The sequence below is a fragment of the Paraburkholderia sp. JPY419 genome, assembly GCF_050435705.1.
Classification (GTDB): Bacteria; Pseudomonadota; Gammaproteobacteria; order Burkholderiales; family Burkholderiaceae; genus Paraburkholderia; species Paraburkholderia youngii.
This window is the reverse complement of the sequence record NZ_JBNDKV010000004.1, coordinates 2,423,750-2,449,460: the sequence shown is the minus strand read 5'-3', so window position 1 is coordinate 2,449,460 and position 25,711 is coordinate 2,423,750. Positions and strand designations below refer to the sequence as shown.

At 63.2% G+C, this 25,711-nt stretch carries 22 protein-coding genes and 1 pseudogene; 11 read left to right on the top strand and 12 right to left on the bottom strand.

The features are described from left to right. Positions 1 to 111: 111 nt before the first annotated feature. From QFZ91_RS39705 to QFZ91_RS39685, 5 genes are all read left to right on the top strand, one after another. Positions 112 to 1,587: a tetratricopeptide repeat protein gene (locus QFZ91_RS39705; RefSeq protein WP_429570636.1), complete on the top strand. Its 1,476-nt coding sequence runs from the start codon at positions 112 to 114 to the stop codon at positions 1,585 to 1,587. A gap of 53 nt (positions 1,588 to 1,640) precedes the next feature. Further along, complete coding sequence (locus QFZ91_RS39700) at positions 1,641 to 2,123, top strand: glycoside hydrolase family 108 protein (RefSeq protein ID WP_013092495.1); 483 nt, start codon at positions 1,641 to 1,643, stop codon at positions 2,121 to 2,123. Continuing rightward, positions 2,123 to 2,815 carry a hypothetical protein gene (locus tag QFZ91_RS39695; RefSeq protein WP_429570966.1) on the top strand — a complete coding sequence of 231 codons (693 nt, stop codon included), beginning with the start codon at positions 2,123 to 2,125 and terminating at the stop codon, positions 2,813 to 2,815. Before QFZ91_RS39700 ends, QFZ91_RS39695 begins: the two co-directional genes overlap by 1 nt. 151 nt (positions 2,816 to 2,966) lie before the next feature. Continuing rightward, entirely contained in the window at positions 2,967 to 4,523 is a 1,557-nt protein-coding gene (locus tag QFZ91_RS39690) for an alkaline phosphatase family protein (protein ID WP_429570635.1), read from the top strand. A gap of 196 nt (positions 4,524 to 4,719) precedes the next feature. After that, positions 4,720 to 5,034 carry a DUF4148 domain-containing protein gene (locus QFZ91_RS39685; RefSeq protein ID WP_429570634.1) on the top strand — a complete coding sequence of 105 codons (315 nt, stop codon included), beginning with the start codon at positions 4,720 to 4,722 and terminating at the stop codon, positions 5,032 to 5,034. Positions 5,035 to 5,229: 195 nt separating this feature from the next. On the opposite strand, the gene QFZ91_RS39680 is transcribed toward QFZ91_RS39685, so the two are convergent. Together QFZ91_RS39680 and QFZ91_RS39675 are read right to left on the bottom strand one after the other, a co-directional pair. Then, a complete protein-coding gene (locus QFZ91_RS39680; RefSeq protein ID WP_429570633.1) occupies positions 5,230 to 5,478 on the bottom strand; it encodes a hypothetical protein in 249 nt (82 codons plus the stop codon). A 103-nt stretch (positions 5,479 to 5,581) separates the two neighbouring features. Next, the gene (locus QFZ91_RS39675; RefSeq protein WP_429570632.1) at positions 5,582 to 6,628 is read right to left on the bottom strand and encodes a phytoene/squalene synthase family protein; all 1,047 of its coding nucleotides are present in this window, start codon (positions 6,626 to 6,628) and stop codon (positions 5,582 to 5,584) included. Between the two features lie 215 nt (positions 6,629 to 6,843). On the opposite strand from QFZ91_RS39675, the gene QFZ91_RS39670 reads away from it, so the two are divergent. The 3 genes from QFZ91_RS39670 to tehA all read left to right on the top strand — a co-directional run bounded on the left by QFZ91_RS39670 (position 6,844) and on the right by tehA (position 9,924). After that, a complete protein-coding gene (locus QFZ91_RS39670; protein WP_429570631.1) occupies positions 6,844 to 8,364 on the top strand; it encodes an RAD55 family ATPase in 1,521 nt (506 codons plus the stop codon). Between the two features lie 5 nt (positions 8,365 to 8,369). After that, a complete protein-coding gene (locus QFZ91_RS39665; RefSeq protein WP_176106793.1) occupies positions 8,370 to 8,720 on the top strand; it encodes a response regulator in 351 nt (116 codons plus the stop codon). Positions 8,721 to 8,898: 178 nt separating this feature from the next. Next, complete coding sequence (gene tehA / locus QFZ91_RS39660; protein ID WP_429570630.1) at positions 8,899 to 9,924, top strand: dicarboxylate transporter/tellurite-resistance protein TehA; 1,026 nt, start codon at positions 8,899 to 8,901, stop codon at positions 9,922 to 9,924. Between the two features lie 75 nt (positions 9,925 to 9,999). Here the strand turns inward: tehA and QFZ91_RS39655 are convergent, their stop codons facing one another. Beyond that, the gene (locus QFZ91_RS39655) at positions 10,000 to 10,491 is read right to left on the bottom strand and encodes a DUF4126 domain-containing protein (RefSeq protein WP_429570629.1); all 492 of its coding nucleotides are present in this window, start codon (positions 10,489 to 10,491) and stop codon (positions 10,000 to 10,002) included. A 339-nt stretch (positions 10,492 to 10,830) separates the two neighbouring features. On the opposite strand from QFZ91_RS39655, the gene QFZ91_RS39650 reads away from it, so the two are divergent. Further along, the gene (locus QFZ91_RS39650) at positions 10,831 to 11,709 is read left to right on the top strand and encodes a LysR family transcriptional regulator (RefSeq protein WP_429570628.1); all 879 of its coding nucleotides are present in this window, start codon (positions 10,831 to 10,833) and stop codon (positions 11,707 to 11,709) included. A 4-nt stretch (positions 11,710 to 11,713) separates the two neighbouring features. On the opposite strand, the gene QFZ91_RS39645 is transcribed toward QFZ91_RS39650, so the two are convergent. Then, entirely contained in the window at positions 11,714 to 11,965 is a 252-nt protein-coding gene (locus tag QFZ91_RS39645) for a hypothetical protein (RefSeq protein ID WP_429570627.1), read from the bottom strand. Positions 11,966 to 12,005: 40 nt separating this feature from the next. After that, entirely contained in the window at positions 12,006 to 12,527 is a 522-nt protein-coding gene (locus tag QFZ91_RS39640; protein ID WP_429570626.1) for a lecithin retinol acyltransferase family protein, read from the bottom strand. 451 nt (positions 12,528 to 12,978) lie between these two features. Here QFZ91_RS39640 and QFZ91_RS39635 point away from each other — a divergent pair, with 451 nt between their 5' ends. Beyond that, entirely contained in the window at positions 12,979 to 13,266 is a 288-nt protein-coding gene (locus tag QFZ91_RS39635) for a hypothetical protein (RefSeq protein ID WP_176106799.1), read from the top strand. Positions 13,267 to 13,271: 5 nt separating this feature from the next. After that, positions 13,272 to 14,042, top strand: a complete 771-nt coding sequence (locus tag QFZ91_RS39630) for a PP2C family protein-serine/threonine phosphatase (protein WP_176125856.1) — start codon at positions 13,272 to 13,274, stop codon at positions 14,040 to 14,042. A gap of 67 nt (positions 14,043 to 14,109) precedes the next feature. Here QFZ91_RS39630 and QFZ91_RS39625 read toward each other — a convergent pair. From QFZ91_RS39625 to QFZ91_RS39595, 7 genes and pseudogenes are all read right to left on the bottom strand, one after another. Continuing rightward, positions 14,110 to 15,466 (bottom strand): annotated as a pseudogene (locus tag QFZ91_RS39625) (sigma-54 interaction domain-containing protein). Beyond that, on the bottom strand, positions 15,463 to 18,531 hold the full coding sequence (locus QFZ91_RS39620) for a peptidase domain-containing ABC transporter (RefSeq protein ID WP_429501169.1): 3,069 nt from the start codon (positions 18,529 to 18,531) through the stop codon (positions 15,463 to 15,465). The pseudogene QFZ91_RS39625 and the gene QFZ91_RS39620 overlap by 4 nt, the downstream one beginning before the upstream one ends. Positions 18,532 to 18,570: 39 nt before the next feature. Then, entirely contained in the window at positions 18,571 to 19,323 is a 753-nt protein-coding gene (locus QFZ91_RS39615) for a peptidylprolyl isomerase (protein ID WP_429570625.1), read from the bottom strand. A gap of 37 nt (positions 19,324 to 19,360) precedes the next feature. Then, positions 19,361 to 20,734: an HlyD family efflux transporter periplasmic adaptor subunit gene (locus QFZ91_RS39610; RefSeq protein WP_176382884.1), complete on the bottom strand. Its 1,374-nt coding sequence runs from the start codon at positions 20,732 to 20,734 to the stop codon at positions 19,361 to 19,363. After that, positions 20,712 to 23,324: an FHA domain-containing protein gene (locus tag QFZ91_RS39605; protein WP_429570624.1), complete on the bottom strand. Its 2,613-nt coding sequence runs from the start codon at positions 23,322 to 23,324 to the stop codon at positions 20,712 to 20,714. Before QFZ91_RS39605 ends, QFZ91_RS39610 begins: the two co-directional genes overlap by 23 nt. 240 nt (positions 23,325 to 23,564) lie before the next feature. Then, positions 23,565 to 24,968 carry an efflux transporter outer membrane subunit gene (locus QFZ91_RS39600; RefSeq protein ID WP_429570965.1) on the bottom strand — a complete coding sequence of 468 codons (1,404 nt, stop codon included), beginning with the start codon at positions 24,966 to 24,968 and terminating at the stop codon, positions 23,565 to 23,567. A 324-nt stretch (positions 24,969 to 25,292) separates the two neighbouring features. Further along, positions 25,293 to 25,577 (bottom strand): hypothetical protein, encoded by a 285-nt coding sequence (locus QFZ91_RS39595; protein ID WP_176106806.1) that lies wholly within the window; start codon positions 25,575 to 25,577, stop codon positions 25,293 to 25,295. Between the last annotated feature and the right edge of the window lie 134 nt (positions 25,578 to 25,711).

Below are 25,711 nucleotides of genomic sequence, written 5' to 3'. Positions count from 1 at the left end.
GCCAACAGCGGCCTGCTAGCCCGTTCCGTGCGGCATGGCACGTTCGATGCATCCCCACCGCGCAAGTCGGGCGGTCGCCAACATCGGTCGCCGATCGAAGCGAGGTGGGTCATGTCGAGTGCACAGGTTCAACGTCGGTCGATGAACGGGTTCAGCGGTGCGGTCATACGCGCCAACGCCGCGAATCGCCGCCATCGTCGTCATTCCAGCGAATTCGTGCTGTTCGGCTTGCATGCCGCCAGTGTGATCGGCCGCGGGCCGAAGCGGCTCTGGCCATATGTGTTGCCGTGGCTGGTCATCTTGCTGACGATCGGTTCGATCTGCCTCGTCGCGCGCGGCGTGCTCACGCGTCAATTGCTGGTGCCGCCGGTGGAGACGCCGCAAGCGTTGACCGAGCGCGGCTACACGTCGAACTTTGTCGCCGAGCGGATCATGTCGGCGATGAAGGAGATCGGGCGAGACGCCGAATCGATTCCGCACGACACGATGACCAGCAACGACGCGCAGCAGGACATCCAGATTCCGGGTCAGGAGATGTCGTATGCGACGACGGTGCGCTTCATCAAAGGCCTGCTCCAGCGCGAAGATGTCGCCGTGCACGTCGGCATCACGAAGACGAACAACAGCGCGGATTCGTATGTCGCGCATGTGCAGATAGAACACGGCCCGTTCAACGGCCGCGAAAGCGCGGTGCCGTTCGAAGGGCGCGACCTCGAAAAGTTCGTGCACGACATCGCAACCACGGCGATGCGCCTCGCCGAACCCAACATCCTCGCCAGTCATCTGTTCACCCAGGTGCAGAAGACCAAATGTTCGCTCGCGCAATGCGACTATCGCGAGATCGTCGGGATCTACGACGAAGTCCTCGCGCTGCCCTCGTCCGAACAGGCCCAATGGGCGGTCGCGGGCAAGGCGTGGTTGCTCGACAGTCAGCAGCGCTCGAAAGAAGCCGAGCAGCAGATCCGCGAAGCATTGACCCAGTACAAGGACTCGGCCGTGCTGCGCGCGAGTCTCGGCATCGCGCTCGAACAGCAGAACCGCATCGACGATGCGCTCGAGGAACTGCGGACCGGCGCGAACGAAACGTCGCGCACCGCTGAAAACCTGCGGCTGCTCGGCGATGTGCTGTTGCATACGAGCCGGCACGACCGCGAAGCGCTCGACGCATTCAGACGGGCCGCCGAGATGAACCCGGAATCCGTCGACACGCTGCACGACTGGGCCGAGGCGCTCGTCAAGACCGGCCACTACGACGAAGCAATCGAAAAGCTCTCGCGCGCCGTCGCGTTGCGGCCCGATCTCGCGCCGTCCTATGCGGAATGGGGCCGCGCGCTGGAACACAAGGGCGCTCTGCGCGAGGCCGCGCGCAAGTACGCACAGGCATTGCAGCTCGACGCCGCCACGCTGTCGGCGCGCGAACGCGAGCTGGCGCTCTCGACGGACGCATCGCCCGACGAGGCCGACACCCGGACATCGAGGCCTGACCCGCGCGGCAAGCCCGTTTCGAATCCGATGACGTCGTATCCGCTGCGGGCCTCGCTCGACACGGTACGCGACGCCGTAGGACAGGCGATGCGAGCGGCCTGAGCCGCGCGCATCGCCATTTGAGTTGGCAACACAGCCGAACAGGAGACAGTTCGATGGACAGTTTCGAAGATGCATTCAAAGCCTTGATCGGAAACGAAGGCGGGTACAGCTTCAATCCGGCCGATCCGGGCGGCGAAACGATGTGGGGTGTGACGGCGCGCGTCGCGCGCAGCGAGGGCTATAACGGCGCGATGAAAGACCTGCCGCTCGAAACCGCCCATCAGATCGCCAAGCGCAGGTACTGGGACCCGTTGCATCTCGACGAACTCGATCCGCGCGTGGCCTTTCAGATTTTCGATGCGAACTACAACGGCGGCCTCGTCGTGCTGTGGATGCAGAAAGCGTCCGGCGCGAAAGAAGACGGCAAGTTTGGCCCCGACACGCTCGATGCGGTCAAGAACGCCGACCCGATGAAGTTCGTGATGCGCTTCGCCGCGTATCGTCTGCGGTACCTGCGCAATCTGCATTCGTGGCCGAGTTTCAGCCGCGGCTGGACCGAACGGATGGCAGCCAATCTTCTCCTGGGAGCAGCATGATGGACTGGTCTAAAGTAGCGACGAACATCAGCAGCACCGCCCCGCTTCTCGCCGGGCTCGTGGGTGGTCCGGTCGGCCTCGGCGTGACCGCCGCCGCCGCGATCATCTCGCACGCGCTCGGCACGCCGAGCGACCCGGCCTTCGTGGAACCCGCGTTGAACGACCCCGGCGCACTCGAAAAACTTCGCCAGGCCGAGAGCGCCAACTCGCTGCAACTGCAGCAGTTGATGGTGACGGCCGCGCAGTCGAGCCTCGCGCACGACGCCGACATGGCCCGCATCGCCACGAGCCATACCGCGAATGCACGCGCGATGGGTGTCGCCAATCGCGACTGGGTCCCGAAGGTGCTCGCGATGGCCGTCACCACCGGCTTCTTCGGCATTCTGCTGCTGATGGCGTTTCAGCCTCTGCCGGGCACCAACAAGGATCTCGTCAACGTGATCGTCGGCGCGTTGGGAACCGCGTGGATCAGCATCATCGGCTATTACTTCGGCACGTCGGTCGGCTCGATGCGCAAGACCGAGCTGCTCGCGAAGCCGAGTGTACCGATCACGGCCGATAGCGCGTTGACGTTGCGCGAACCGGCGTCGCAGCCGGGAGCGCATGCACCGGCGGCGGTCGCGCCGTCCGGCGACCCCTTCCCGTCGTTCGCGCCGGGCGGGCAAGGTCCGATCTTCTCTGGCGGCAGTTGAATCCATGCCAGGTTGAGCGAATCATGCACGCGACGAGATACGCCGAGCGTCGCGTGCAGGTCCGTTTCAAAGCAGAGCTCTTTCGCCAGCACGCGTTTTGCGCTAAGTTGGCAACCGCGAAATCCATCCCGTCCCGAGTGGAGCGATCAAGATGAGTGAGGTCAAGCCGAACGCGCAGAACGATCCGATCGAACACGTCGTGCTGCTGCTGATGGAGAATCACTCGTTCGACCAGATGCTCGGCTGCCTCGACGCCGTGCACGACAAACTGGACGGGGTGCGCAACGCGGCCGGCAAATCGAACGCCGACGGTCAAGGCAATACCTTCTATCCGCGTGCGACGCGCGAGCGGCAGATGAAGCACGATCCGAATCACGAGCACAAGGCTGTGATGGATCAGATCGCCGCCGACAACAGCGGCTTCGTGCGTTCGTTCGTCAACGACTACCCGAAGAGCAGCCTCGTCGCGCGGCAAGACGTGATGGGCTATTACCCGCTCGGCTTTCTGCCCGCGCTGCATACGCTCGGTTCGCAATTCACCGTGTGTGACCGGTGGTTCTCTTCATTGCCGGGGCCGACGTGGCCGAACCGCTTTTTCGCACTGACGGGTACGTCGAAAGGCGAGATCGACATGCCTTCGGGGCTTGCCGGACTCAATCCACGCTGGTACACCGAGCAGGATCAGGACACGATTTTCGATCGCTTGAACGCCGCGCGCAAAACATGGAGCGTCTATTTCTATGACTTCCCCGCGTCACTGCTGCTGAAGAACCAGCGACGCGCGGAAAACCTCGCGAATTACCGCTCTTTCGACAAGTTCTTCGAGGACGCAGCGGGACCCGCCAGCCAATTCCCGCAATTCGTGCTGATCGAGCCGAAGTACTTCGGCGAAGCGCAGAACGACGATCATCCGCCGCACAACATCATGAAGGCGGAGAAGCTGATCGCGGACACCTACAATGCGCTGCGCTCGAATCAGGCGCTGTGGGAGCGCACGTTACTGGTGGTCCTCTACGATGAACACGGCGGCTTCTACGACCACGTATCGCCGCCGGCCGACGCAGTCGCACCCGACGGCCACACCACGAGCTTCGATTTCAAACGACTCGGCGTGCGCGTTCCCGCGATCCTCGTGTCACCGTGGTGCGAAGCCGGCGTATGCAACGAACGATTCGATCATTGCAGCCTGTTGAAATACCTGTGCGACAAGTGGCAAATGCCACCGCTCGGCGAGCGCACCGCGGCATCCGCGAACCTCGGCGTGGCGATTCGCCGTGACGGCGTCGCGCGCGCGGATACGCCGCCGTTCATTCGCGTGCCCAATCAATCACTGATTGCCGAGCACGTCGAACTGGAGCGCAAATCGTCGAATGGCAATCAGCAAGGCCTGCATCACTTCGCCGACTTTCTGCACGCGGAACTGGACCGGCTCGCCGCGGAGGCGGTCGAGGGGGCCGCACAACTGGCGCGCACCGGCAATGCGTGGGTGCGCTTCAAGAGCGCATTGGGCTCGCTGATGACGAGTCTCGGCCAGTGGCTCAGCAAGGACTTCTACGACGCACGCGACCAGCGTGATGCGCGCACGAGCCAGGCGTTCACGCGCTTGCGGCAATCGGTGCATGCCGCGACGCCGGGCATCGCGCGAAACGACGCGTCGGCACCGGCAACGGCAACACCCTCGGCCGTCAGTCCGGTCTCGGAGAAGTAGCACTCCGCATTGCCGGCCGCGCAAAGAACGTCTACGCGTTAACCCTGAAAGTTCCGCGCTTTTATATCAAGATCCGCAACAAACATTAGCCGCATCACGACTTACTCTGCCAAGTTCACCAAATTACAATGCAATCACTGACTACGAACAAGCACGTTCGCAGCAAGACAAAAATCCTGAACTGGAGGTAAGTATCATGAAATCGCTGATTCAAGCTGTTGTCATCGCCGTCGCTGTCGCCGCTCCGGCCGCTGCTTTCGCACAAGCCAACCAGCCCGTGACCCGCGCTCAAGTGCGCGCCGAGCTGGTCCAACTGGAAAAGGCCGGCTATCAACCTGGTCACGCCGACCCGCACTACCCGGCTGACATCCAGGCTGCGCAAGCCCGCGTCGACGCGCAAAACGGCGGCGGCCAAGCCGCTACCGGCTTCGGTGGTGTGGTGAGCGGTACGACCCAAACGAGCCGTGCGGCTCCGATGAGTGGCCCGAAGTCGGTCTACTTCGGTCAGTAAGCGATGGCGCGTCCTTGCGACGCGCACCCCGATTCAAATGAACTGGCCCGCTGCTCGGGTAGCTCCGAGCGCGGGCCAAGTCATATGTGTTACCTCCGTCATCGGGCTCCCGATGACTTCGCCCGGGCCTTCACGGTCTGGGCGCTTTTTCGCGGCGCTATGCGTGCGCCGTGACGAATCCTCAGCTGCCGGCGCTCACTCGCGCGCGATCAGATCGCCGACCTGGCCACGCCCGGTCACGAGGCAACTCGACAGGAAGCTCTCGCTCTGCGCGCTCGCGCCAGCGTCACCAAAGCCCTTTTTCAACGCGTCCGATTTAACGAGCGCCGAGCCCTGGTGACACGTAATCGTGCCGACCTCGCCCGCCTGCGCACGCATCAACGCCCGATCCGCCATCAAATAGCCAAGCAAAAGCACCAACGCAATATTGAACGCTTGTCGCATGGTTCGTCTCCTTTTCGAAAAGACTAACGCGAAGCGCGAATGCAGTGGCCTAGGGCTTTCCCGATTGTTGACCTTTCAATGATCCAGAATAAATCGTCTATGCCTACAGCCGAGCCTCGATCCGCGCGATGCGGCTAACGATCGCATTGCGCACCAAGGCATTCGATGGCACCAGCAGCAGCGACGACGCGATGATCCGATAGACGTCACCGCGCGTCACCTTCGACACTTTCGCCGGATCGAGCCACGCATCGTTATCCGCGAGCAGCAGCAAAGTGTCGAGGCCGATCAGGATCGGCCACAGGCAGGCGAGCCGCAAGCGCACCGCGCTCGCCGGAATCGCGAGCGTATAGTCGAGCGCCGCGCGGAAATGATCGAGCGTCTTGCGCAGTAGTTCGACGAGCAGCGGCCGCGCGTGCATCGAATTGGCCGGTTGCAGCAGATCGCGCGCGCTTAGAGCGTGGCGCTCGAGCATGCTCTGCGGCAGATAGCAGCGGCCGATGCGCAAGTCTTTTCCGCAATCGCGCAGCACGTTGGTCATCTGCAATGCCTTGCCGAAACGCACGCCGCGCTGCTTCATCGTGTCGGGCTGCTCCTTCAGCGTGCCCGGCATGTGCGCGTAAGTCATCGTGGTCCAGAACTCGCCGACGCAGCCCGCGACCAGATACGTATAGCGATCGAGTTCGCCGTATTCGCGCAGCGCCGCGATCTGGCCGGAGCGTTCGTCGGGGAACGTGCGCAAATCGAATTCCATGCCTTCGGTCAGCGTCGTGACGATCGCGCGCACCGCGTGGCGGTCGGACTCGCTCAGTTGCGCGAGCACGTCGAGCGCGGGGTTCAACGATTCGAGCAGCAGCTTTTCATCCGACTGCGTCTGCTGACCCGCGACTTCGGCGGCGATGCGCTGGAACGGCGCACTATCGACGGCCACGCCATTGACCTGATTGCGCAACGCAAGCAGCAATTCGAGGCGTTGGCCCGGCGCGATCAGCGAGGTGTCGGCGATGGTATCGGCGGCGCGCGCGAGCAAATATGCAAGGCCGATCGGATCGCGCATGCCGATGGGCAGCACGCGCAGCGTCAGATAGAAGGAGCGTGAAACGCCTTTCAGGAGCGGACCGAGAAGAAAGGCCCGGGTCGAATTCGGCATGAGTTGGACTGGTTGGCAAATAGGCGGGTGAAAGCCCGCGGGGATCAGGCGCTGCCGAATTGTATACGCGCTCTCCGTCATGTCGCGTGCAACGGGCTCCCGCGCCGTGCGACATCGCTAACCGGGAGCGGGAACGGGGATTGCTGCCACGACGGGGTTAACCAGGGGACGGTCACGACCAGGCCGTCGCTTGCACTTTGAAAGACACATCAACCATGACTACGGAAGCATCGAACACCTCCCGCCTGTCTGACGCGGCCCGGCCTGACGCGGCGCGACCTGACGCGGCCCGACGCAATGTCGAAACGGGCGTGCCCGGTTTCGACGAAATCCTCGGCGGCGGTCTGGTGAGCGGCGGCGTCTATCTGCTGGAGGGCATGGCTGGCGCCGGCAAGACGATCCTGTCCAGCCAGATCGGCTTTCATCGGGTACGGCAAGGCGAAAAAGTGCTGTACATGACGCTGATCGCCGAATCGCACGACAAGCTGCTCGGTCACCTGAAAGGCCTGAGCTTCTTCGACGAAACCGCGGTCGCGCAGCAGATGCTGTTCGTGTCCGGCTATCACGAGCTGATGCAGGACGGCCTCGACGGTTTCCTCAAGCTGATCGCGTCGAGCATCTACGACTACCGGCCGAGCCTGATGATCGTCGACGGCTTTCGCAGCGCGCGCGAATTCAGCGAAACCGAGCTGTCGCTGTCGAAGTTCATCCACGAGCTGAACGCGCTGGTCGCCGCGATGGACTGCACGACGCTGCTGCTCGCGCCGCTGTCGGGCAACGAGCCGCATCCTGAGCACACGCTGGTGGATGGCCTGATCGAGCTGAACCGCTATCACGACGGCATGCGCCGCGCGCGCGAGATCGAAGTGCACAAGATGCGTGCGCGCGATCATCGGATGGGCAAGCACTTCTTCCGCATCGCCGGCAGCGGGCTGCTGATGTTCCCGCGCCTCGAGGCGCAGTGCGCGCCGCTACCGGGCCCCGTCGATCTGAAAGCAAGGCTCGGCTTCGGCTTGCCGCACCTGGACAATCTGCTCGGCGGCGGCTTCGCGCAAGGCTCGACGACCACGCTGATCGGCCCGTCGGGCGTCGGCAAGACGCTGCTGTGCCTGCAGTTCCTGGCGGCCGGCCTCGCGCGCAGCGAACGCTGCGTGTATCTCGGCTTCTACGAGGGTCCGCAGCGCCTGATCGGCAAAGCCGAAGCGGTGTCGATCCCGCTTGCCGATGCGTGGCAGGACGGCCGTCTGATCGTGCTTTGGCAGCCGGCGATCGAACTCGCCATCGACGAAATCGCGGCGAAAGCGCTCGCCACCGTCAGGCAGACCGGCGCGACGCGCATCGTGATCGACGGCGTCGAGGGCTTTCGCGATTCGGCGTTGCGCACCGAGCGCTTCGGCCTGTTCCTCAATGCACTGCTGCATCAGTTGCGCGAAGCGGCCGTCACGACGCTCGTCACCGAAGAGCTGCCGCTGTACAGCGAGCCGGGCCACGCGAAGGCCGTGCGCGTGTCGGCGCTGACCGAGAACCTCGTGCTGCTGCGCTACGCCGAGACCGAAGGAGGACTGCGGCGCATGATTTCGGTGGTCAAGCAACGCGAAAGCGCGCACGACACGTCACTGCGCGAACTGTCGATTTCGTCGCAAGGACTCGACGTGATCGAGGGCTCGCCCGGCGCCGCCGGCATCCAATCGACGCCGGGCCTGTCGGCCACGCTGCAATCGCGGCGAAAAACCTAGCCGCCATGAAAACCATTCTGGTGGTGGACGACGAGTTCGACATCCTCACGGTGTGGCGGCTGCTGCTGGAACGACACGGCTATGCGGTGCGGACCGCGTCGAACGGCGCCGTCGCGCTCGAACTGGTCCGCTCGAGCCGGCCCGGCATCATCGTGTCCGATTGCATGATGCCGGTCATGTCGGGCCTCCAGCTGTGCGCGGCGCTGTACGAGGACCCGGAGCTGCGCGATATTCCGATCATCCTGTGCAGTGCCGCATCGGACATTCCGGTGCAGCCCAATCCGCACATCGCGTACGCGCGCAAGCCGCTGTCGTTCGACCAGCTGCTGGCGATGCTGGTGCGCATGGGCGGTTGACGCTGGGCTCCCTCCCTGCCTTCTCTGCCTCTTTTTCCCGCTAAAAGCTCAGCTTGAGACGCTCGCGCCATTTGTCGAGCGTTTGCAGCGTTCTGCGATTCTCCGCGGCCTTTTACAGTACGCCATCGATCGCGCATCGACAGCAACCCGCAGCGCGACGCAACGTTCGGAGGTCGTCATGAACAGCAATCGTGGTGCGGTTCCCGCTGGCTTCTTCAGTATCGCGGTGGGCTCGTTGGCGCTTGCCAACCTGTGGCGCGTGGCAATCCGCCTATGGCATTTGCCGGCCGTCGCGGGCAGCGTAGTGACGGTCGCGGCGCTCGCTGTCTGGGTCGTGATTCTGTTCGCGTACGCGCACAAGTGGTTCGCGCAGACCGCCGACGCGCGCGCCGAACTGGACCACCCGGTGCAGTCGTCGTTCGTCGCGCTCGCGCCGATCTCGACGCTGCTCGCCGCACAACTGCTGCAGCCGTACGCGCACATCACCGCGCTGACGCTATACGGCATCGCGGCGGTCGCGCAACTCGGGCTCGGGGTCTATCTACATGGCCGGCTGTGGCAAGGCGGCCGCAAGCCCGAACTGACCACGCCGGCGATCTATCTGCCGACGGTCGGAGCGGGTTTCGTCGCGGCCACGAGCTCGGCCGCATTCGGCTTCCATCAACTGGGCGAGCTGTTTTTCGGCGGCGGCGTGCTGGCGTGGCTCGCGCTCGAATCGATGATCATGCATCGCGCCGCCGTGCATGAACCGCTGCCCGAAGCGCTGCGCCCGACCCTCGGTGTGCAGCTCGCGCCGCCGGTCGTCGGTGGTGTCGCGTATCTGAGCCTCACGAGCGGCACGCCCGATCTGTTCGCCTTCGCGCTGCTCGGCTACGGCCTGTTTCAAGCGCTGATGCTGCTGCGTTTGCTGCCGTGGATTCGCCAACAGGCGTTCGTGCCCGGCTACTGGGCGTTCAGCTTCGGCGTGGCGGCATTGCCGACGATGGCGCTGCGTCTCGTCGAACGCGGCGCAACCGGTCCGATCGAATTCGCGGCGCCGGTTCTATTCGTGGTGGCGAACGCGATCATCGCGATTCTGGTGGTGAAGACGCTTCAGCTGCTCGTGCAAGGCAAGCTGATTCCGCCGGTTGCGGCGGGTTCGACGGCGGCGACCGCGCCGGTCAAGCAAGTCGCGACGGCCGCGCGAATCGCCCGGGTTCAATAAGCGGCAGGCAGCGACCGAACGCGGCGGCGACGCGCAAAGCGTGCCGCCGCGTTCGCGTTTGTGTTTGCGTTCGTATCAGAAGCCGTGCATCGACACGACGATCAACGCGGCCGCGACGAGCGCCACCACGTCCTCGATCAGCGCCGCAGGCGCATCGCGTCCGAACATGCTCGCGAGCGAACTGCGCACTTTCGCGCCGCCGAGCGTGCCGATCACCGCGCCTACCGCACCGACCACCGCGCCGAGCACCCCGACGATCGCGCCGCCCGCGAGGCCCCCATGCGCGCCGCTGATCGCAGCGCCGCTCAGCGCACCGAGCACGACGCGCGCGCCGAACTGCAGCGGCACCTTGCGGCTAGGCGTTTCGGGCAATTGATCCGTGATCAGTTCGATGACCGCCAGCACAGTGAAGATATACGGCGTGGCCGCGGCGCCGAGGAACGCGAGCGGCGTGCCTTGCAGCGGCAGCCATCCCAGGCGCGTTGCCCAGCTGACGGCGGTGGGGGCGATCATCGCGCGAAGGCCGGCGACGACGCCGATGAGCAAGGCCAGCACATACACGGACATAGCGGACTCCGATCGAGGGCACTGATGCAAGGTTGCACGAGCCGACGGCTTACCTGGACGAACGTCGGCAGGACATGTCGAGCATTCCATCTGGACAGTCAACTTCTCACTACCTACATCGAGGCAATCCGCGGCGGCCATTCACCGTTGCTCACAATTGCCGGCCCCTGATTGCCGACTCGCCGCCGCGCGCCTCGCGCGGCGCCGGGCCTGCGATTGCCCCCGTCGATGTGGCCCTAGTGTCGCACAATTCGACTGGCGAATAACAGCCAGGGAGTCGGCGAAGCGGGCTGATGGTGATAAGTTAGCCCACTCACAAGAAAATCTTGTATCTGCACCATGAGACCGTATCTCCCGCTGAACGCGCTGCGCGCGTTCGAATCGTCCGCGCGGCATCTGAGCTTCACGCGCGCCGCGCAAGAGCTGAACGTGACCCAGGCCGCGGTCAGCCAGCAGGTCCGCTCGCTGGAGGAGCGGCTCGGCACCGCGCTATTCAAGCGTTTGCCGCGCGGCCTCGCGATGACCGACGAAGGGCTCGCGCTGCGGCCCGTGCTGTCCGACGCGTTCGATCGTATCGAGGCGGTGCTCAAGCAGTTCGACGGCGGGCATTTCCACGAGGTGCTGACGGTGGGTGTGGTCGGCACGTTCGCGGTCGGCTGGCTGATGCCGCGCCTGAAGTCGTTTCGCGACGCGCATCCGTTCGTCGAACTGCGGCTCCTGACCAATAACAACCTCGTCGATCTCGCGACCGAAGGCCTCGATTTCGCGATCCGTTTCGGCGACGGCACCTGGCCCGGCTCGCTCGCCACCAAGCTGCTCGACGCGCCGCTCGCGCTGCTCTGCACGCCCGAGATCGCCGCGCGCCTCACGCGGCCCGACGATCTCGCCAACGAAACGCTGCTGCGCTCGTACCGCATGGACGACTGGATGAACTGGTTCGCGGCCGCGGGCATCGCGCCGCGGCCGGTGCGCGGGCCGGTGTTCGATTCGTCGCGGCTGATGGTGGAGGCGGCGATACAAGGCGCGGGCATCGCGCTCGCGCCTGCGTTGATGTTCGAACGGGAGATCAATACCGGGCGTCTGGTGCGCCCGTTCGACGTCGAGGTGAAGGCGGGCAGCTACTGGCTGACCTGCCTGAAGGGCAAGCCCATGACGCCGGCGATGTTGCTGTTCAGTCAGTGGCTCGCCAGGGAAGCTGCCACCGCGGGTCACGCCTGAGTTGCTACGCGGCCGTAGGGCCGTACCCGTTCATCGCGGGCCGCTCGGCTTGCGGCGGGAACACGTTCCACGAACCGTCGCCGTGGCGGAAGAAGAAGATCGACAGCAATCCTTCCGGCTTCAACGCCTGCACGCATACATAGCGTTGCTGTTGCGACGCGCGATGGCAGAACCGCACGACCCGCGCGGGCATCGACGGCGTGGGCGCGAGCCATTTGTCGACGGCCCAGTGCAAGCTCTTTTCCGCGGCAACCATGATGTTCTCCTCGAATCGCCCCGTTCCCGGCGCGCTGCGTTCACGCGAATTGCGCGAGTTGCGCCGCGCGGTGATCGTTCCTCGCCCCGCTCTCGACAAACGCCTTCACGAGGCACAGCAGTGCGCGCACGCCCGTGCTCGGATGGCGCAGGCAGCAATCCACCTGTTCGCTGCGGCTTTCGCCGAGCAGGCACCACGCGCAGAAGTGTTCGCAGTTGTTGGTCAGCAGGCGATAGCGGTTTTCGCCGAGGCGGGAGCGCGCGCGGCGCACTGCTTCGGCACCGACGTAGATCGCGCTCGGCGTTGCCCGAACCGACATCGAATGGCCAGCGGCGAAGCGCGCCAGTTCGACTTCCTCGACCGGGCCGCGATGCGCGGAACCCGCAAAGCCCGAGTAGTGCACGACGCGGCCGTTGCCGACATAGATGCCGTGATGTTCGTAGCCATTGCGTTGCGTAACCAGATGCGCGCCGATCGGCAGATCGATCGTCGATGGTGTGGTGGCACGAGCGGCTGCGGATTGCGGTTCGTCGTCGCGGGTATCGAGCGTTTGGGTGTTCATGGCTGGCCTCGTTCGCATTTCCAACACTGTTGCGACAGCTTTTGCATCATCCGGGCCAGTTGGCGGAAAGCCCGTGTTTACGGGCTTGACGGCCGAGCGAGCGGTTTTCTGAAGAGGCAGATGTCAGTACGAGACCAACAGAAATCGCGCTGATCTGTTGGCGCCCGACGCTCATTTGCGAGCCGTGTCGCGCGCTGCTTCAGGTGAATGGAAAACGTAAGAGGACCCGCCTGAATGTGTTGGGTCCTACACCTGTTCGAAGGCGGGCTTGTTGGCCCCGAACCGACCGATTGCGTCGGCCGCGTTTCGAGGTAGAGCCGCGAAACGCACGCCAGTCAAAGCGTTGCGAGCTTCGCGCCGAATCCGCCCCCGATTGGCATGGCCTTTGCACCATCGGGTGCAGGGTCCATTCAGCCGCGCACATTGCACACGCGGCCAACCGGAGAACGATATGTCCTGCATCAAATTGAACGACCTCTCGCTGAACCTCGCGCTCGATCGGAAAGCGATGGCGGCGATTCGCGGTGGCGGCGGCGCGCCATGGATCTATGGCTGGATTCAGCCGTACGTGCCGCAAACGCCTAGCATTGGGCCGGTGGTCAATCTGTACGAGGTCTCCAACAACTTCTATGCTAACCAGATGATCAACCAGTTCCAGTCGGTCGACGTACGCAACACCGGCGCGAACGCGACCCTCACCGTGTCTCCAGACGCACGCAACCGAAACCAGATGGTGTAGCCGTTGTGACCTGCGAGAGCCAATTTCGCTGGACGTCGTCCGCGCGTTCCGACACGGGACGGGTCCGCGAAATCAACGAAGATGCCTGCCTCAACGAGCCCGAGGCGGGACGCTGGGCTGTCGCCGATGGGATGGGCGGTCACGCGGTCGGCGACGTTGCGAGCCGCACCGTGATCGACGCGTTGACTCAACTGGCAGCGCCGCACGGCCTCAGAATGCTGATCGCCGATGTACGCGCGCGTCTGCAATACGCGAACCGTCAGTTGCGCGATGAAGCCGCGCGCCGCCAGGTGCAGCGCATCGGCAGCACCGTGGTCGTGCTGCTTGCCTGCGATCGCTTCTGCGGCTACGTGTGGGCCGGCGACAGCCGCATCTACCTGTACCGCGACGGACAGTTACGGCAACTGACGCGCGATCACAGCCAGGTCGAGGAGCTGCGCTCGCTCGGCGTCATCACCGACGAAGAGGCACGCAATCATCCGGCGCAACACATGATCACGCGCGCGGTCGGCGCAACGGATCTGCTCGAACTCGACGACGACGCGATCGAAGTCGCCGACGGCGATGTGTTCCTGTTGTGCAGCGACGGTCTGAGCAACGAACTGAGCGACGACGAGATCGCCGGCGTGCTGACCTCGGCGGAGCGCGAAAACGCTTGTTGCGAATTGGTCGACCTCGCGCTCGCGCGCGGCGGACGCGACAACATCACGGCCGTGGTCGTCGAAGCGCAAGACCCGAATGCGGCGGACAAGACCTTGCTGAATCCGGCGCCTTGATAGTCTTCAGGCACGCGTTCGAGCGAGCCTTCAGTGGTTCTTCAGTGGTCCTTCAGTGGTCCTTCACTCAGCCTTCGTCGTCTTCGTCATCGCGCTCGTTCGTGCCGTTTTTCGTGGGCGGCGCATTGCGATTGCGGAAATCCTTCGAGTGCAGGCCATGCTTTTTCAGCAGCATCTGCAAGTGCGAGCGATTCATATCGATGCGCCGCGCCAGCTCGGCGACCGTTCCGCTGACTTCACGCAGTCCGCGTTCGAGAAACGCTTTCTCGGCGTCGTCGCTGGCCGCCCGCTTCGCGTCGCTCAACGACATCAGATTCGCGACACTGATCGGCTGCTCGCCGCTCGCCTGCCCGTCCTCCGCCTGCGCCGCCGCTGAACCGGGTGCGGCCGGTCGCATATCGAGCGGCAAGTGCTCGACGTCGGCCATATCAGCAGCCAGACATGAGATGCGATACATCACGTTGCGCAATTCGCGGATATTGCCCGGATATGCGTAGCTCAACAGAAAGTCGCGCAAGCGCGGCGTCAATCTGACCGGCCGGCGTTTCAGCGTGCCCGCCGCCTCGTCGCCGAACCACGCAATCAGCAACGGAATTTCGTCGCGCCGTTCGCGCAGCGGCGGCAGCGTCACATGAATCACGCTGAGCCGGTAGAACAGATCCTCGCGAAAACGTCCTTCCTCGCTGAGCTTGCGCAGATTGCGGTTGGTCGCCGCGACGATGCGCGTATCGACCGCGATCGTTTCGTCGGAACCGACGCGTTGAATCTCGTGCGCTTCTAGCACGCGCAGCAGCTTGACCTGGCCCGCGAGCGGCAACTCGCCGATTTCGTCGAGAAAGATCGTGCCCGTATGCGCGCTTTCGAATTTGCCCTTGCGGTCGTTCGACGCGCCGGTAAATGCGCCCTTGCGATGCCCGAAAAGCTCCGATTCCAGCAGATTGTCCGGAATCGCGCCGCAGTTCACCGAAATGAACGGCTTGTCCGCACGCGCGCCATTCGCGTGAATCACTTTCGCCATCAGCTCCTTTCCGGTGCCGCTCTCTCCATCGATCAACACCGGCAAATCGGTCGGCGCGGCTTTTTCCGCGATTTCGAGCGATTCGAGCAGCCGCGGATTGTCGCCGAACGTGCCCTCGAAAATAAAGCTCCGTTCGAGCAGCGCCTTGCGGCGCGCTCCACGCGATTGCTCCGCGCTCGTCTGGCGGCTCGCCCGCGGTGGCCGCCTGCACGAAGCGCTCCTTATGCGAAAGCTGCATCACTTCGTCGCGCAACGAGGTGGCCTGCCTGAGCAGCTTGTCGATATCGGCGCGTTCGAGCCGCGACGACCAGCGCAACGTGGAGCGCAGGATCTCGATCCGCTCGATCAGTCCCGCGTACGATATCGCAGGACTCGCCTCTTCAATCTGGTCGAGTATCTTCATCATGATGCACTCAACTGTTTCTGCACGAGCTGATAGTACATGCCGCCGCGCTGAATCAGCTCCTCGTGACGGCCCTGTTCGACGATCGCGCCTTCATACAGCACGAGAATCTTGTCGGCGCGCATGATCGTGCTGAGCCGATGCGCGATGATCACCGCCGTGCGGCCCTTCAGGATGTCGTGCATATTGCCGAGAATATTGCTCTCCGATTGCGAGTCGAGCGCCGATGTCGCCTCGTCGAATACGAGCAGACGCGGATCGTGATACAACGCGCGCGCAATGCACAGCCGCTGGATCTGACCACCCGACAAGCCGATGCCGCGCTCGCCGACCACCTGCTCGTAGCCGAGCGGCATCTTGCTGATGAAGCCATGCGCGTCGGCCATTTTCGCGACCTCCTCGATGCGCCGGCGGTCCGGCGCGTCGTCGCCGCTCGCGATGTTCTCGGCTATCGTGCCCGAGAACAGCAGGTTGCTCTGCATCACGTAGCCGATTTGCGCGCGGAAATAAGCCTTGTCGATCACGCCGGAGTCGTAACCGTCGATGGTCATTTTCCCTTCGCTCGGTTGATAGAACCCGACCAGCAGCTTCGCGAGCGTGGTTTTGCCCGAGCCGCTGCGCCCGACGATCGCGACCAGTTCACCGGGCTTGATATCGAAGCTGATGTTCTCGAGCACATAAGCGGAATCCTCTTCGCCATAACGGAAATACACGCCCTGCAGGCTGATTTCGCCTTGCAGCTCCGGCAGCATGACGCGGGAAGGCAGATCCTGGGGCTTCTGTTCGGGCTCGATATCGAGCACATCGCCGAGCCGTTCCATCGCGACACCCGCATCGTTGAGCATGCTCCACAAGCCGACTAGACCCATCAGCGGACTCAATACGCTGCCCATGAATGCATTGAACGCGATCAGCTGCCCGATCGTCAATTCGCGCGCGAGTACCAGATTCGCGCCGACCCAAAGAATCGCGATCGTCGTGGCCGCATTCAGCAATTGACTGCCAAAGCTGACCAGAATGTTGAATGCGTGCGCGCGATACTGCAATTCGAGCGCCTTCGCGTATTTCTTCTCCCACCGCAAGCGCACCGGCCGCTCAATGCCCATGCCCTTGACCGTCTCGACGCCGGAGAGCGCCTCCATCAGGAACGACTTCGCCTCGGTCGATGCCGTAAACACCTCGCGCGCATAACCCTTGATCTTCGGCGTCGCGATCACCGTGAGTCCCATGATCGGAATCACGAATGCGATCAACACCAGCGTCATCTTCACGTTGTACACGAACATGATCGTGAAGTAGATGAAGATCATCAGCAGATTCAGCGCGGTCGTCACGGTGGATTCGGTCAGGAACGCGCGGATCGTCTGGTTCTCCTGAAAGCGCGCGAAGATATCGCCGGTCTTGCGCTTTGCGAAGAATGAGAACGGCAGCGACAACGTATGCTTGAAGAACTGCGACATCATCGCGAAATCCATGTTGCGGACCATGAAGTTCGCCAGATACGCGCGTATCGTCGACATCAGCTGTGTAAAAACGCTGGAGATGATGAGGCCGCCGATCAGCATATGCAGCAGACTGACGTTCTGATGCACGATCACGCCGTCGAGAATGTTCTGAATGATCAGCGGTGGAATCACGCCGAGCACCTGGATCACGAAGGTCGCCAGAAACAGATAGCCGAGTATCTTGCGGTAAGGCTTCAGGTATCCGACAAAACGAATCCACGGCGAGCGCTCGGCCGACATCTGCAACAGTTGCGATCCGCCGGTAAACAATAGGCAGGTGCCGCTCCAGCCGCGTTCGAAATCTTCGACGCTCAGCTTTCTGAAACCGAGTGCCGGGTCCGCCACCCAGACATACTCTTTCGACAGCCCGTACACGATCACATAGTGGTAGCCCTCCCAATGCACGATGAACGGCAGATCGAAGCCGCGCAGCGAATCGAACGTGCATTGCACGCCGCGCGTCGTGAAGCCGAGCGACTCGCCCGCGCGCGCGAGGCTGTCGAGCGTCGCACCCTGCGTCGTCACGTTTGCGAGTTCGCGCAGTTTGCCGAGCGTCATCGGAATGCCGTAGTGACGGCAGATCATCGCGAGACACGCGGCGCCGCAATCCATTTCCTCGGCCTGCTCGACGAGCGCGAAACGCCGGATGATCTTCTCGCCGAGTTCCGGCCTGCTCTGCAGGTCGAGCATCAACGGCAGCTTGCGCCGCTGTTCGAGCCGCTTTTGGCGCTGCAATTCCCGGTCGCCGTAGCGGATGCGCTCGTCGAGTACTTCGCGCAGTTTCGGATTGCGTTCGAGAATGAAATGGACGGTACGCTCGGGGATGACGAGCAGCCGCGTGTCGGTGGTCGCAACCACCGATGCCATCTGTTCCTGGCGCATCAGGCACGCCTTCTCGCCGAAGATCTCGCCTTCGCCGAGCGTCGCGAGCGTGTAGTCGTGACCTTCCTCGTGCCGCACGATGCGCACCTGGCCTTGCCGCACCACATAAAGCCGCCGGTCCTCGCGGCCGTCCTGTTTCAGAATCTCCTTGCCGGCCGCCACCCGTTTTGCGCCGACGCTGCGCACGTACTCTTCGAGTTCCGCCTTGTTCAGCTTGCCGCGCAGGTCGAACAGTTGCGCGACGAAGCCGCCGGCCGAATTGATCGCAACGTAGCTGGCGACGAACGCCAGCGCGGCGGCGTTGGCCGCCATCACCGGTTCGATCGCGCTGCGCGGAATGAACAGCACTTCGGTCTTGCCGGACGACCGTACCGACGCTTCGTGAACGTACGAGCGCAACATCGCAATGTCGGCAAAGATCTCCCCCGACTTGCGCACGCCCATGCTGGTTTCCTTGCCGTGCTCCTCGGTAAAGATGCGCACCGTGCCCGAGCGGATCACATAGAGACCATCGGCCACTTCGCCAGCCGAGCACACCGTTTCGCCGAACGAATAGAACTTTGCCTGCGCGTATTCGGCAAGCCGCTCCAATTCGTCGCGCGAGAATGGCGACAGGATCTCCACCGAAGCGAGAAATTCGGCGGTGGAGGGCGCGGATGGCGCGGTCTGGGGGGCGTCCATGTATCGGTGAACCTCGCTTTATCGGGCGCAAGTCGGGTACTAGCGCGCTTCGATCACGTGTTCCTGGGCGCGGGCGATCAGCCAGCTTTCGCGCAGCAAACGGCGGATTTCGGTCGCCACGTCGGCATCGAGCGTGGCCGGATATTTGGCCGTCACCGCGAAGATCTCGAAACACGAACGGTCGGCCGACGGAAACGGACCAAGCAGATCGCCGACCGCCGCATTGAAGATCTTCGCCTCGATATCGGGCTTCAGCGAACCGCGCAGCACCTTGCCGATCACGCCGCCCGACTCGCGCGTATCGGCAATCGAATGCTCGCGCGCCATCTCGGCGAAGGCGTCGGGGTCGTCGCGCAGGTACGAGATCATTTCCTTCGCCTTGCCTTCGCTATCGAGCACGATATGGCTGACTTCGATCGCGTCGAACTTCGGTGAATTCAACGCGAAGTAATCACGGATCGCCGCGCCGTTACCGATGTCGTCGAGCATCTTCTCCTGATAGAGCCCGTCGGTAATGAACGCCTCGAATTCGTCGAGGCTCACGTGCAGCGCGTCGAGATAATGATTCATGTCAGCCGCGCGATGCAGCCCGCGCACGCGGCGAAACTGGTCCGCGCGCTGCTGGATTTCATCGGCGCTGACAGTGATGCCCTGCTTTTTCGCAGCATGGACGGTAAGCTTGTCGCGCACGATCTGCTCGATCAGGCTCTCGAACTGGCCGGTCAGTTTCAGAAGACGAATGAACTCGTCCACGTTCACGACTTCATCATCGATACGCACTATCGCGGTCATTTGTTCTGCTCCTTGCTGGGATGTTTGATTCGCGCGCTCAACCCGCCACCTCTCTGAACGGATCGAGACCGAGGTCGATCAGGCGCCGCTCGCGCACGACGATTTCCGCATTGGCGGTCATGCCGTAACGCAGTGGGTAACGCGTGCCGGCCACCTGGTAGTAATCCTTGTCGAGCGTGACGCGGCCCTCGTAGACCGGTTGCTTGTCCTGCGCGGACGGCTTCGTGGCCGGCGAGATATACGCGAGCGTGCCGCTGATCAATCCGTAGCGCTGGTAAGGAAACGCATTGAATTTCAATTTGACCGGCAGGCCCACGTGCAGAAAGGCGCGGTCGTGTTCGGAAATTTCGATCTTCAGCACGGGCCGCGCGTCTTTTGGCGCAATACCGCCGAGCGGTGCATTCGCCTGAATCTTGTCGCCGCGCTGCGTCGACGTGACGTCGGTAATCACGCCGGAAACCGGCGCCAGAATCAGCAGAAAATTGTCTTTATCGATGTTCTCGAAGCGCACGCGCGCGGCGGCATCGGCTTCCAGACGCGCACTTTGCAATTGCACGCGCAGTTTGTCTTCCGCATCGGTGACGTCGCGCACCGCCTGATCGTATTGCAGCTGCAGATCGGTGCTTTGCTGCCCGCTCGTCGCGAGTTGCGCATTCGCCTGCGCGTATTCATGGCTCAGGCGAAAGTCCAGCTCGGCCAGCTTCGACTGCGCGACACGGAAGGCGTTATCCGCTTCGAGCGCGGCCGTGCGTTTCTGCTCGACCTGCAATTCGGCGATGCCGCCGCCGCCCGGCTGCGCGAACAGCCGCGAATAGCGATCGAGTTCCTGGTTCGCCGCTTCGCGCGCGCGGCGCGCATTATCGAGCGAGCTGCGCGCTTCGTCGAGTTCGGCCTTCTGCCCTTCGGCAAGTTTGGTCGTGCCTTCCGAAACGCGATTCTCGTGCAGACGCTCCTCGACTTCGAGTTGCGCCTTCAACGACGCAGCCTTGCGTTCCATCAACGCCTTTTTCTCCGGAAACTGCTTCCATTCGCGTTCGGCGTCTTCGAGTTTCAGTTGCGCCTGTAACGCGTTGCTCGCAGCTTCTATCGCGCCGCGCGCATTGAGCCGCGCGAGCACGTCGCCTTTCGACACCGGCTGCCCCTCGGCGATATACAGATCCGCGAGTTCGCCGTCGATCGGCGTATAGATGCGTCGCACCTCCGATTCCGGCGACAACGTGCCGGGCGCACTGACGATCACATCCGCGCGGCCGACGAACGACCACAGCAGGCCCGACACGACGAGCGCAACCATCGCCCAGATCAGCGCGCGCGCAATCCGCACCGGCTCGGACGTGAGGATCGCGATGCCTTCGACGCTATGATCTTCGAGCGCCTCCGACAACGGTCTAGGGTGAGGATCGCGTTTCACTCTGATCGCCTCCAATCAACGCGAGCTTCGCTTTCAGGAGCCCAGGGTCCAGCACCATGCGCAACTCGGTCAACGAGCGGCGCTGCAAACTCGCTTCGGCGTCGATATCCGTTAGCAGCTGATCGAAGTCGGCGGGATGATCGGCCTTCAGCTGCGTATAGATGCGCATGCCCTGCCGTGCCGCCGTCTGCGCGTCGCTAAGCAGGCGCGCCTCGCTGCGAAAGCCCGGCGATATGCCGGCTTCGAGCCGCTGCGTGCCGCCGATCGGGCCGTTCGCGCGGTACTCTTTCCACAGGCTTTGCGCGCGCAGCAACAGATCCTGCGCACGCGCGAGGGCATTGTCATGCAACGCGGCGACGTCTTTCTGGATCGCCTGCACGAACCACGCGTCGGTTCGCGGATCGAGGCTCGCGTAGAACGACAGCAGACGCTGGTCGTAGCCTTTGCCGCCACGCGTTTTCTGCAGATCGTTGTATTGGTCGGCTAGCGCCTTCTTGTGCGCCGCTTCGGCAGCGAGCACGTCGGACCATGGGCTCGCCGGCATCGACTGCAATTCGCTGAGCGCCTGCTGCGCGTCGCCGCGCTGCCACGCGGCATCAACCGCGTCCTGACGTTGAACGATGTCCGCCGACGGCAAACGCGTGGCCGCAAGCTGCTGGTATTGCGCCTGGAAAGGCGGCGTGCTGAAGCGCGCCGTTTTCATCATCGCGAGCAACGACGTCAATTGGCGGCTCAATGCGGCATTCAGCAATGCGGTGTATTGGCGCAAATCGTCGCGCACTCTGTCGAGCCCCGCGAGCCGTGGGTAGCGCTGTGCGTAATCGTCGAATACCGGCGGCAACGCGTCGGGTTTGTCGCGCGAGAGTTCGGTTTGGATCACGCCATTGAGCCGATCTATCGCGGCGACGTACACGGAATCGTCGCTTTCGAGCTTGCGCAGATGGCTCAGCGTGTGCGCGTAGGGCTCCGCGAAGGCCGGCACGTAGCTCGCAATCCGGTCGAGCGCGCGCTGACGACTCGTCGCGTCGTCGTCCCAGCGGTGCAGCAGACCGTTGATCGTCGCCTCGTCCGCATACATGCGGATCGGCGCGTCCACGCCGCCGCGCGCCGCGACGAAGCGTTCGAGATCGCCGACCCACTGCAATTCGCCGACCAGCGACGCGGCATCGAAGTCCGTCGCGCTCAACGCCCTCATGCTCTTCAGCAGCGCGTCGGCCTGGTCGAACTGCGCTTTTTGCACGGCTTCGATCCAGCCCGGCAAGTTCGCTTTCAGCAATGCCTCGCTGGCGAGCGCGCTGATCCTGGTGTCCGCCGGGTGCGTGGCCAGATAGCCGCGCGCCATCGTGAAGGCGTTCGAGTAATCACCGCTTGCGAGCAGGCTCTTCAACTCGCGTTCCGATGAACCGTGCAGATAGAGGCCCACGCCAAGCGCAACCACGAGCGCAACACCCGCGCCGCCCCATGCCGCCGCGCGCCGCACATTGGTGCGCTCGCCGTCCGCTAACGCCTTGTGGAGTTCGCCGGCGACCATCTTCCAGCGACGCGGCTTACTTCTTGCCGCGGTCTTGCCTTTGCCGCTTCTTTCATTCGCGCCGTCTTTCGTGTCGGCAGGGTGTACTGCCTGCGCGCCCTTTGCGGCTTGCGCGCCGCTTGCCGCCCCCGCTCCATCGCGCTTCGCGCGCGCGGACCCCGATTGCGCCGCCTCGTTCACTTCGTCTTCGCGTTGCAGTGCCGGATCGACGCAAAAGATGTCGAGAAACGAATGCGCCGCGCCGACGAAGGTCGTCTTGTCGGCATCGGCGGCACTGTCGGCGGCGGGGCGAAGAGAGAACTGGGTCACGGTGGGTTCGGTGTCGGCGGAGTTCTGTAGCGACACCCTGTAGACGAAGTGGTCGCCGCCAAATGCAACGACATCTCCGTCCACCAGCGCAAGCGCCGATTCGCCGATCCGCTGGCCATTCACGAACGTGCCGTTGGTGCTGCCGAGGTCCTCGACATAGAGCTGGCCGCCCTTCAGAAACAGGTGCGCATGGCGCCGCGAAATGTAATTGACCTGGTGCGGATAACGGTCTTTGTAGCGCGAGAAGATCTCGTCCGTTTTGCTGACCAGGAACGGAAAAGCCGTCACGTCGACCGGTTGCAGACCCAGATCGTCGCGCTGCGGCACCAGCAATAGATGAGTGAGGGGAGAAGCGCTTCGGCCCGTGACGACGCGAGCGCGCGGCTCGATGCCGACGCGATAGCACAGTTCACCGCCAAAGCAGAGTTCATCGCCGCCGCGCACGCGCGCGGGAGTTTGCCGCACCGCGATGCCGTTGACCGTCGTGCCGTTCTTGCTGCCGAGATCGGCGACGTAAATCGCGCCACGCTCGATGAAAAGACGCGCATGCCGACGCGACAGACCGGCGGTCAATTGTGCCGGATAGTCGTTGAACGGCGCTTCGCTGCGGCCGACCGCGAACAGGTTGTCGACGATGCGAATGGCGTCGAGCGCGGGGCGCTGCGCGCACGCAACCGGCGACAACACCACGTCGAAAGCAGCGTCCGCTGTCGTGCGCATTTCAGCAATCGGAGCTTCGCCGGTGGCCATTTTCTCTGGATCGCTTAAGCGTTTACCTGCCGCGGCAGGAACGCGGGGCGAACTGGACAAAGAACGACGGCCCAACGATATTGTCGCGAAGAGCCACGCAAACGCTGACCCCTAAAGGATTTTAAGTCACGCATCGAGAGTGTCAATTTGGATATCGCCGAATGAGAAGACAGCGGATAAGTCGTCAACCGACGAAATACCCGCGTGGTACGCCAACTCGTGGATTAGCTCAATGCTTCGTTACTTTTCTTTGGCCTGCGCCTGCACGTCGACATCTGGCCATCCCCCGCCGAGCGCCTTATAAAGCGTTACCGTATCGGACAGAATCAATTGGTGGTTTTCCAGCAACGCCTGTTGCGCCTGCAGCAGGGTGCGCTCGTCTTCGAACACCTCGAGTTGCGACACGACGCCAAGGTGCAGTTGCGACTGGATCTGATCCGCCACGATTTGCAAGCGCGCCACCTGCTGCTGCAATTCCTCATGCTGCGCCTTATGCGCACTCAGATTGACGAGCGCGTTCTCCACTTCCTCGAACGCTCCCATCACGGCCACCCGATATTGCTGTTCGGCGACTTTCGATTGCGCCTCGGTCACCTTCACATGAGCGCGCACGCCCGGATCGAACAGCGGAAAGTTGATGCTCGGCATCAGGCCGAACGTGAACGACTTCAGCAGCTGGTTGAGCGCATAGCTTGCCGTGCCGCCCTGAGCGGTCAGGCCGATGCTCGGCAATTGCGCGAGCTTCGACTGACCGACGAGGTCATAGGCTTCGAGCACCCTGAATTCGGCTGCCACCACGTCGGGGCGGCGCGACAGCAATTGCGCGGGCAAACCGTCGGGCACGCCCGGCAATTTCACGCGCTCCTGCAAATGGCCCTGCGGCACATGGAATTCGCCGGCCGGCACCCCGAGCAACGTGCACAGTGCGTTGTCCGAGACTGCCCGCGAGCGGCGCAGATCGTAGAGATCGTTGGTCAGGCGGTTGATCTCCGCCTGCTGGCGCAACACCTGCGTTTGCGGCACGATCCCGTTGCGCGCCTGGCCTTCGTAGATCGTCAGGATTTGCTTGTTGGTGGCGATGGTCTTTTGCTGCTGGGCGATCTGGTCGTCGAATTGCAGGATCTGGAAATAGGTACTGGCTACGTTCGCGACGAGTTCGAGATACCCCGCGCGCCAATCCGCTTCGGTCGCGTGGAATTCGGCCTTTTGCGCCTGCACGCCTTTTTCGACCTTGCCCCAGATGTCGATGTCCCAGTTCACCTGCAGCGCGAGGTTGTAGGTCCTCGTCAAAGGCTGGCCGGTCGTCTTCGAATAATCGGCGCCCGCACCGAGGTCCGCCGTCGGTAATGCGGCCGCGCCCGTCTCGCTGATCTGCGTGTGCGCGACTTCGATACGCGCGGCTAGCACCCGGATATCGAAGTTGCCGTCGATAGCCTTGTCGATCAGCGTATCCAGATACGGATCCTGGAAGCCCTTCCACCAGTCGCGCTCGATCGTCTCCGCGGCCGATACCGGCGCGCCCTGGCGATCCGACCATGATGTCTTGGCCGGCGTGTCCGGGCGTTGATAAGCCGGCATCCTGACGTCGACGCAGGCACTCAACGCCAATGCGCACATCGTCGCGGCGCCGAAGCCGCGCAGCATCCGGCCGATGCGGCGCGGCGCCGTGGCTGCGGCGCAAACGCGCTGAAGGTCCGGCGAATCACACGACAAACCGAACGATGAATCCGGCGATGCTGACACGGTTGTCTCCAGTTGCACCCGCCTGTTTCGCGCGAGACGGCCGGTTTTTCGAGGCCGAGCCGCATCCGCGCGGCTTCTGCGATGAAGCGGCGGAAATCTCGATGCGGGGAGCGGCGGATACGCGAAGGATGCGTGGAAAGGACGATTGAATGAATGGTCTTTTTGAGCGACGCGGCTACGGCGGCGCGCCCACGCGGCCGCTCGGGCCGCGCGTGCGAGCGCCGCTCACTTCACGTTGTTGACGTTGCTCGAGTACACGGTCGGTTCGATGTAGGTCGTCGTACCGCTGACCAGCGCCGAGTTGTTGCCATTCGCGCTCTGGATGTTCATTTCCGTGTTGATCGACTGCGTCGTGCAGATGTTCTTGATGCTGGTCGGCGCATAGACGGGCGCATAGCTGAGGTATGACGGCATCGGGCAGTAGTAGCTGTTGCCGCCGCGCACGGCGCTCATCGCCTTGCTGTCGAGTTGTTCGGTGTTGGACAGGTCCTTGATCATCAGCGTGTTCATGGCAAAACTCCTGGGAAAGGGAAAGCGCATCGTGGTGCGTCGGGTTCGAGCAACTTGTCTGCTCGGGCGCTACTGACGCATGGGCTATGCCAGGAGTGCTGCGCTTTCGTTATCCGAGCCATGATGGCCTTGCA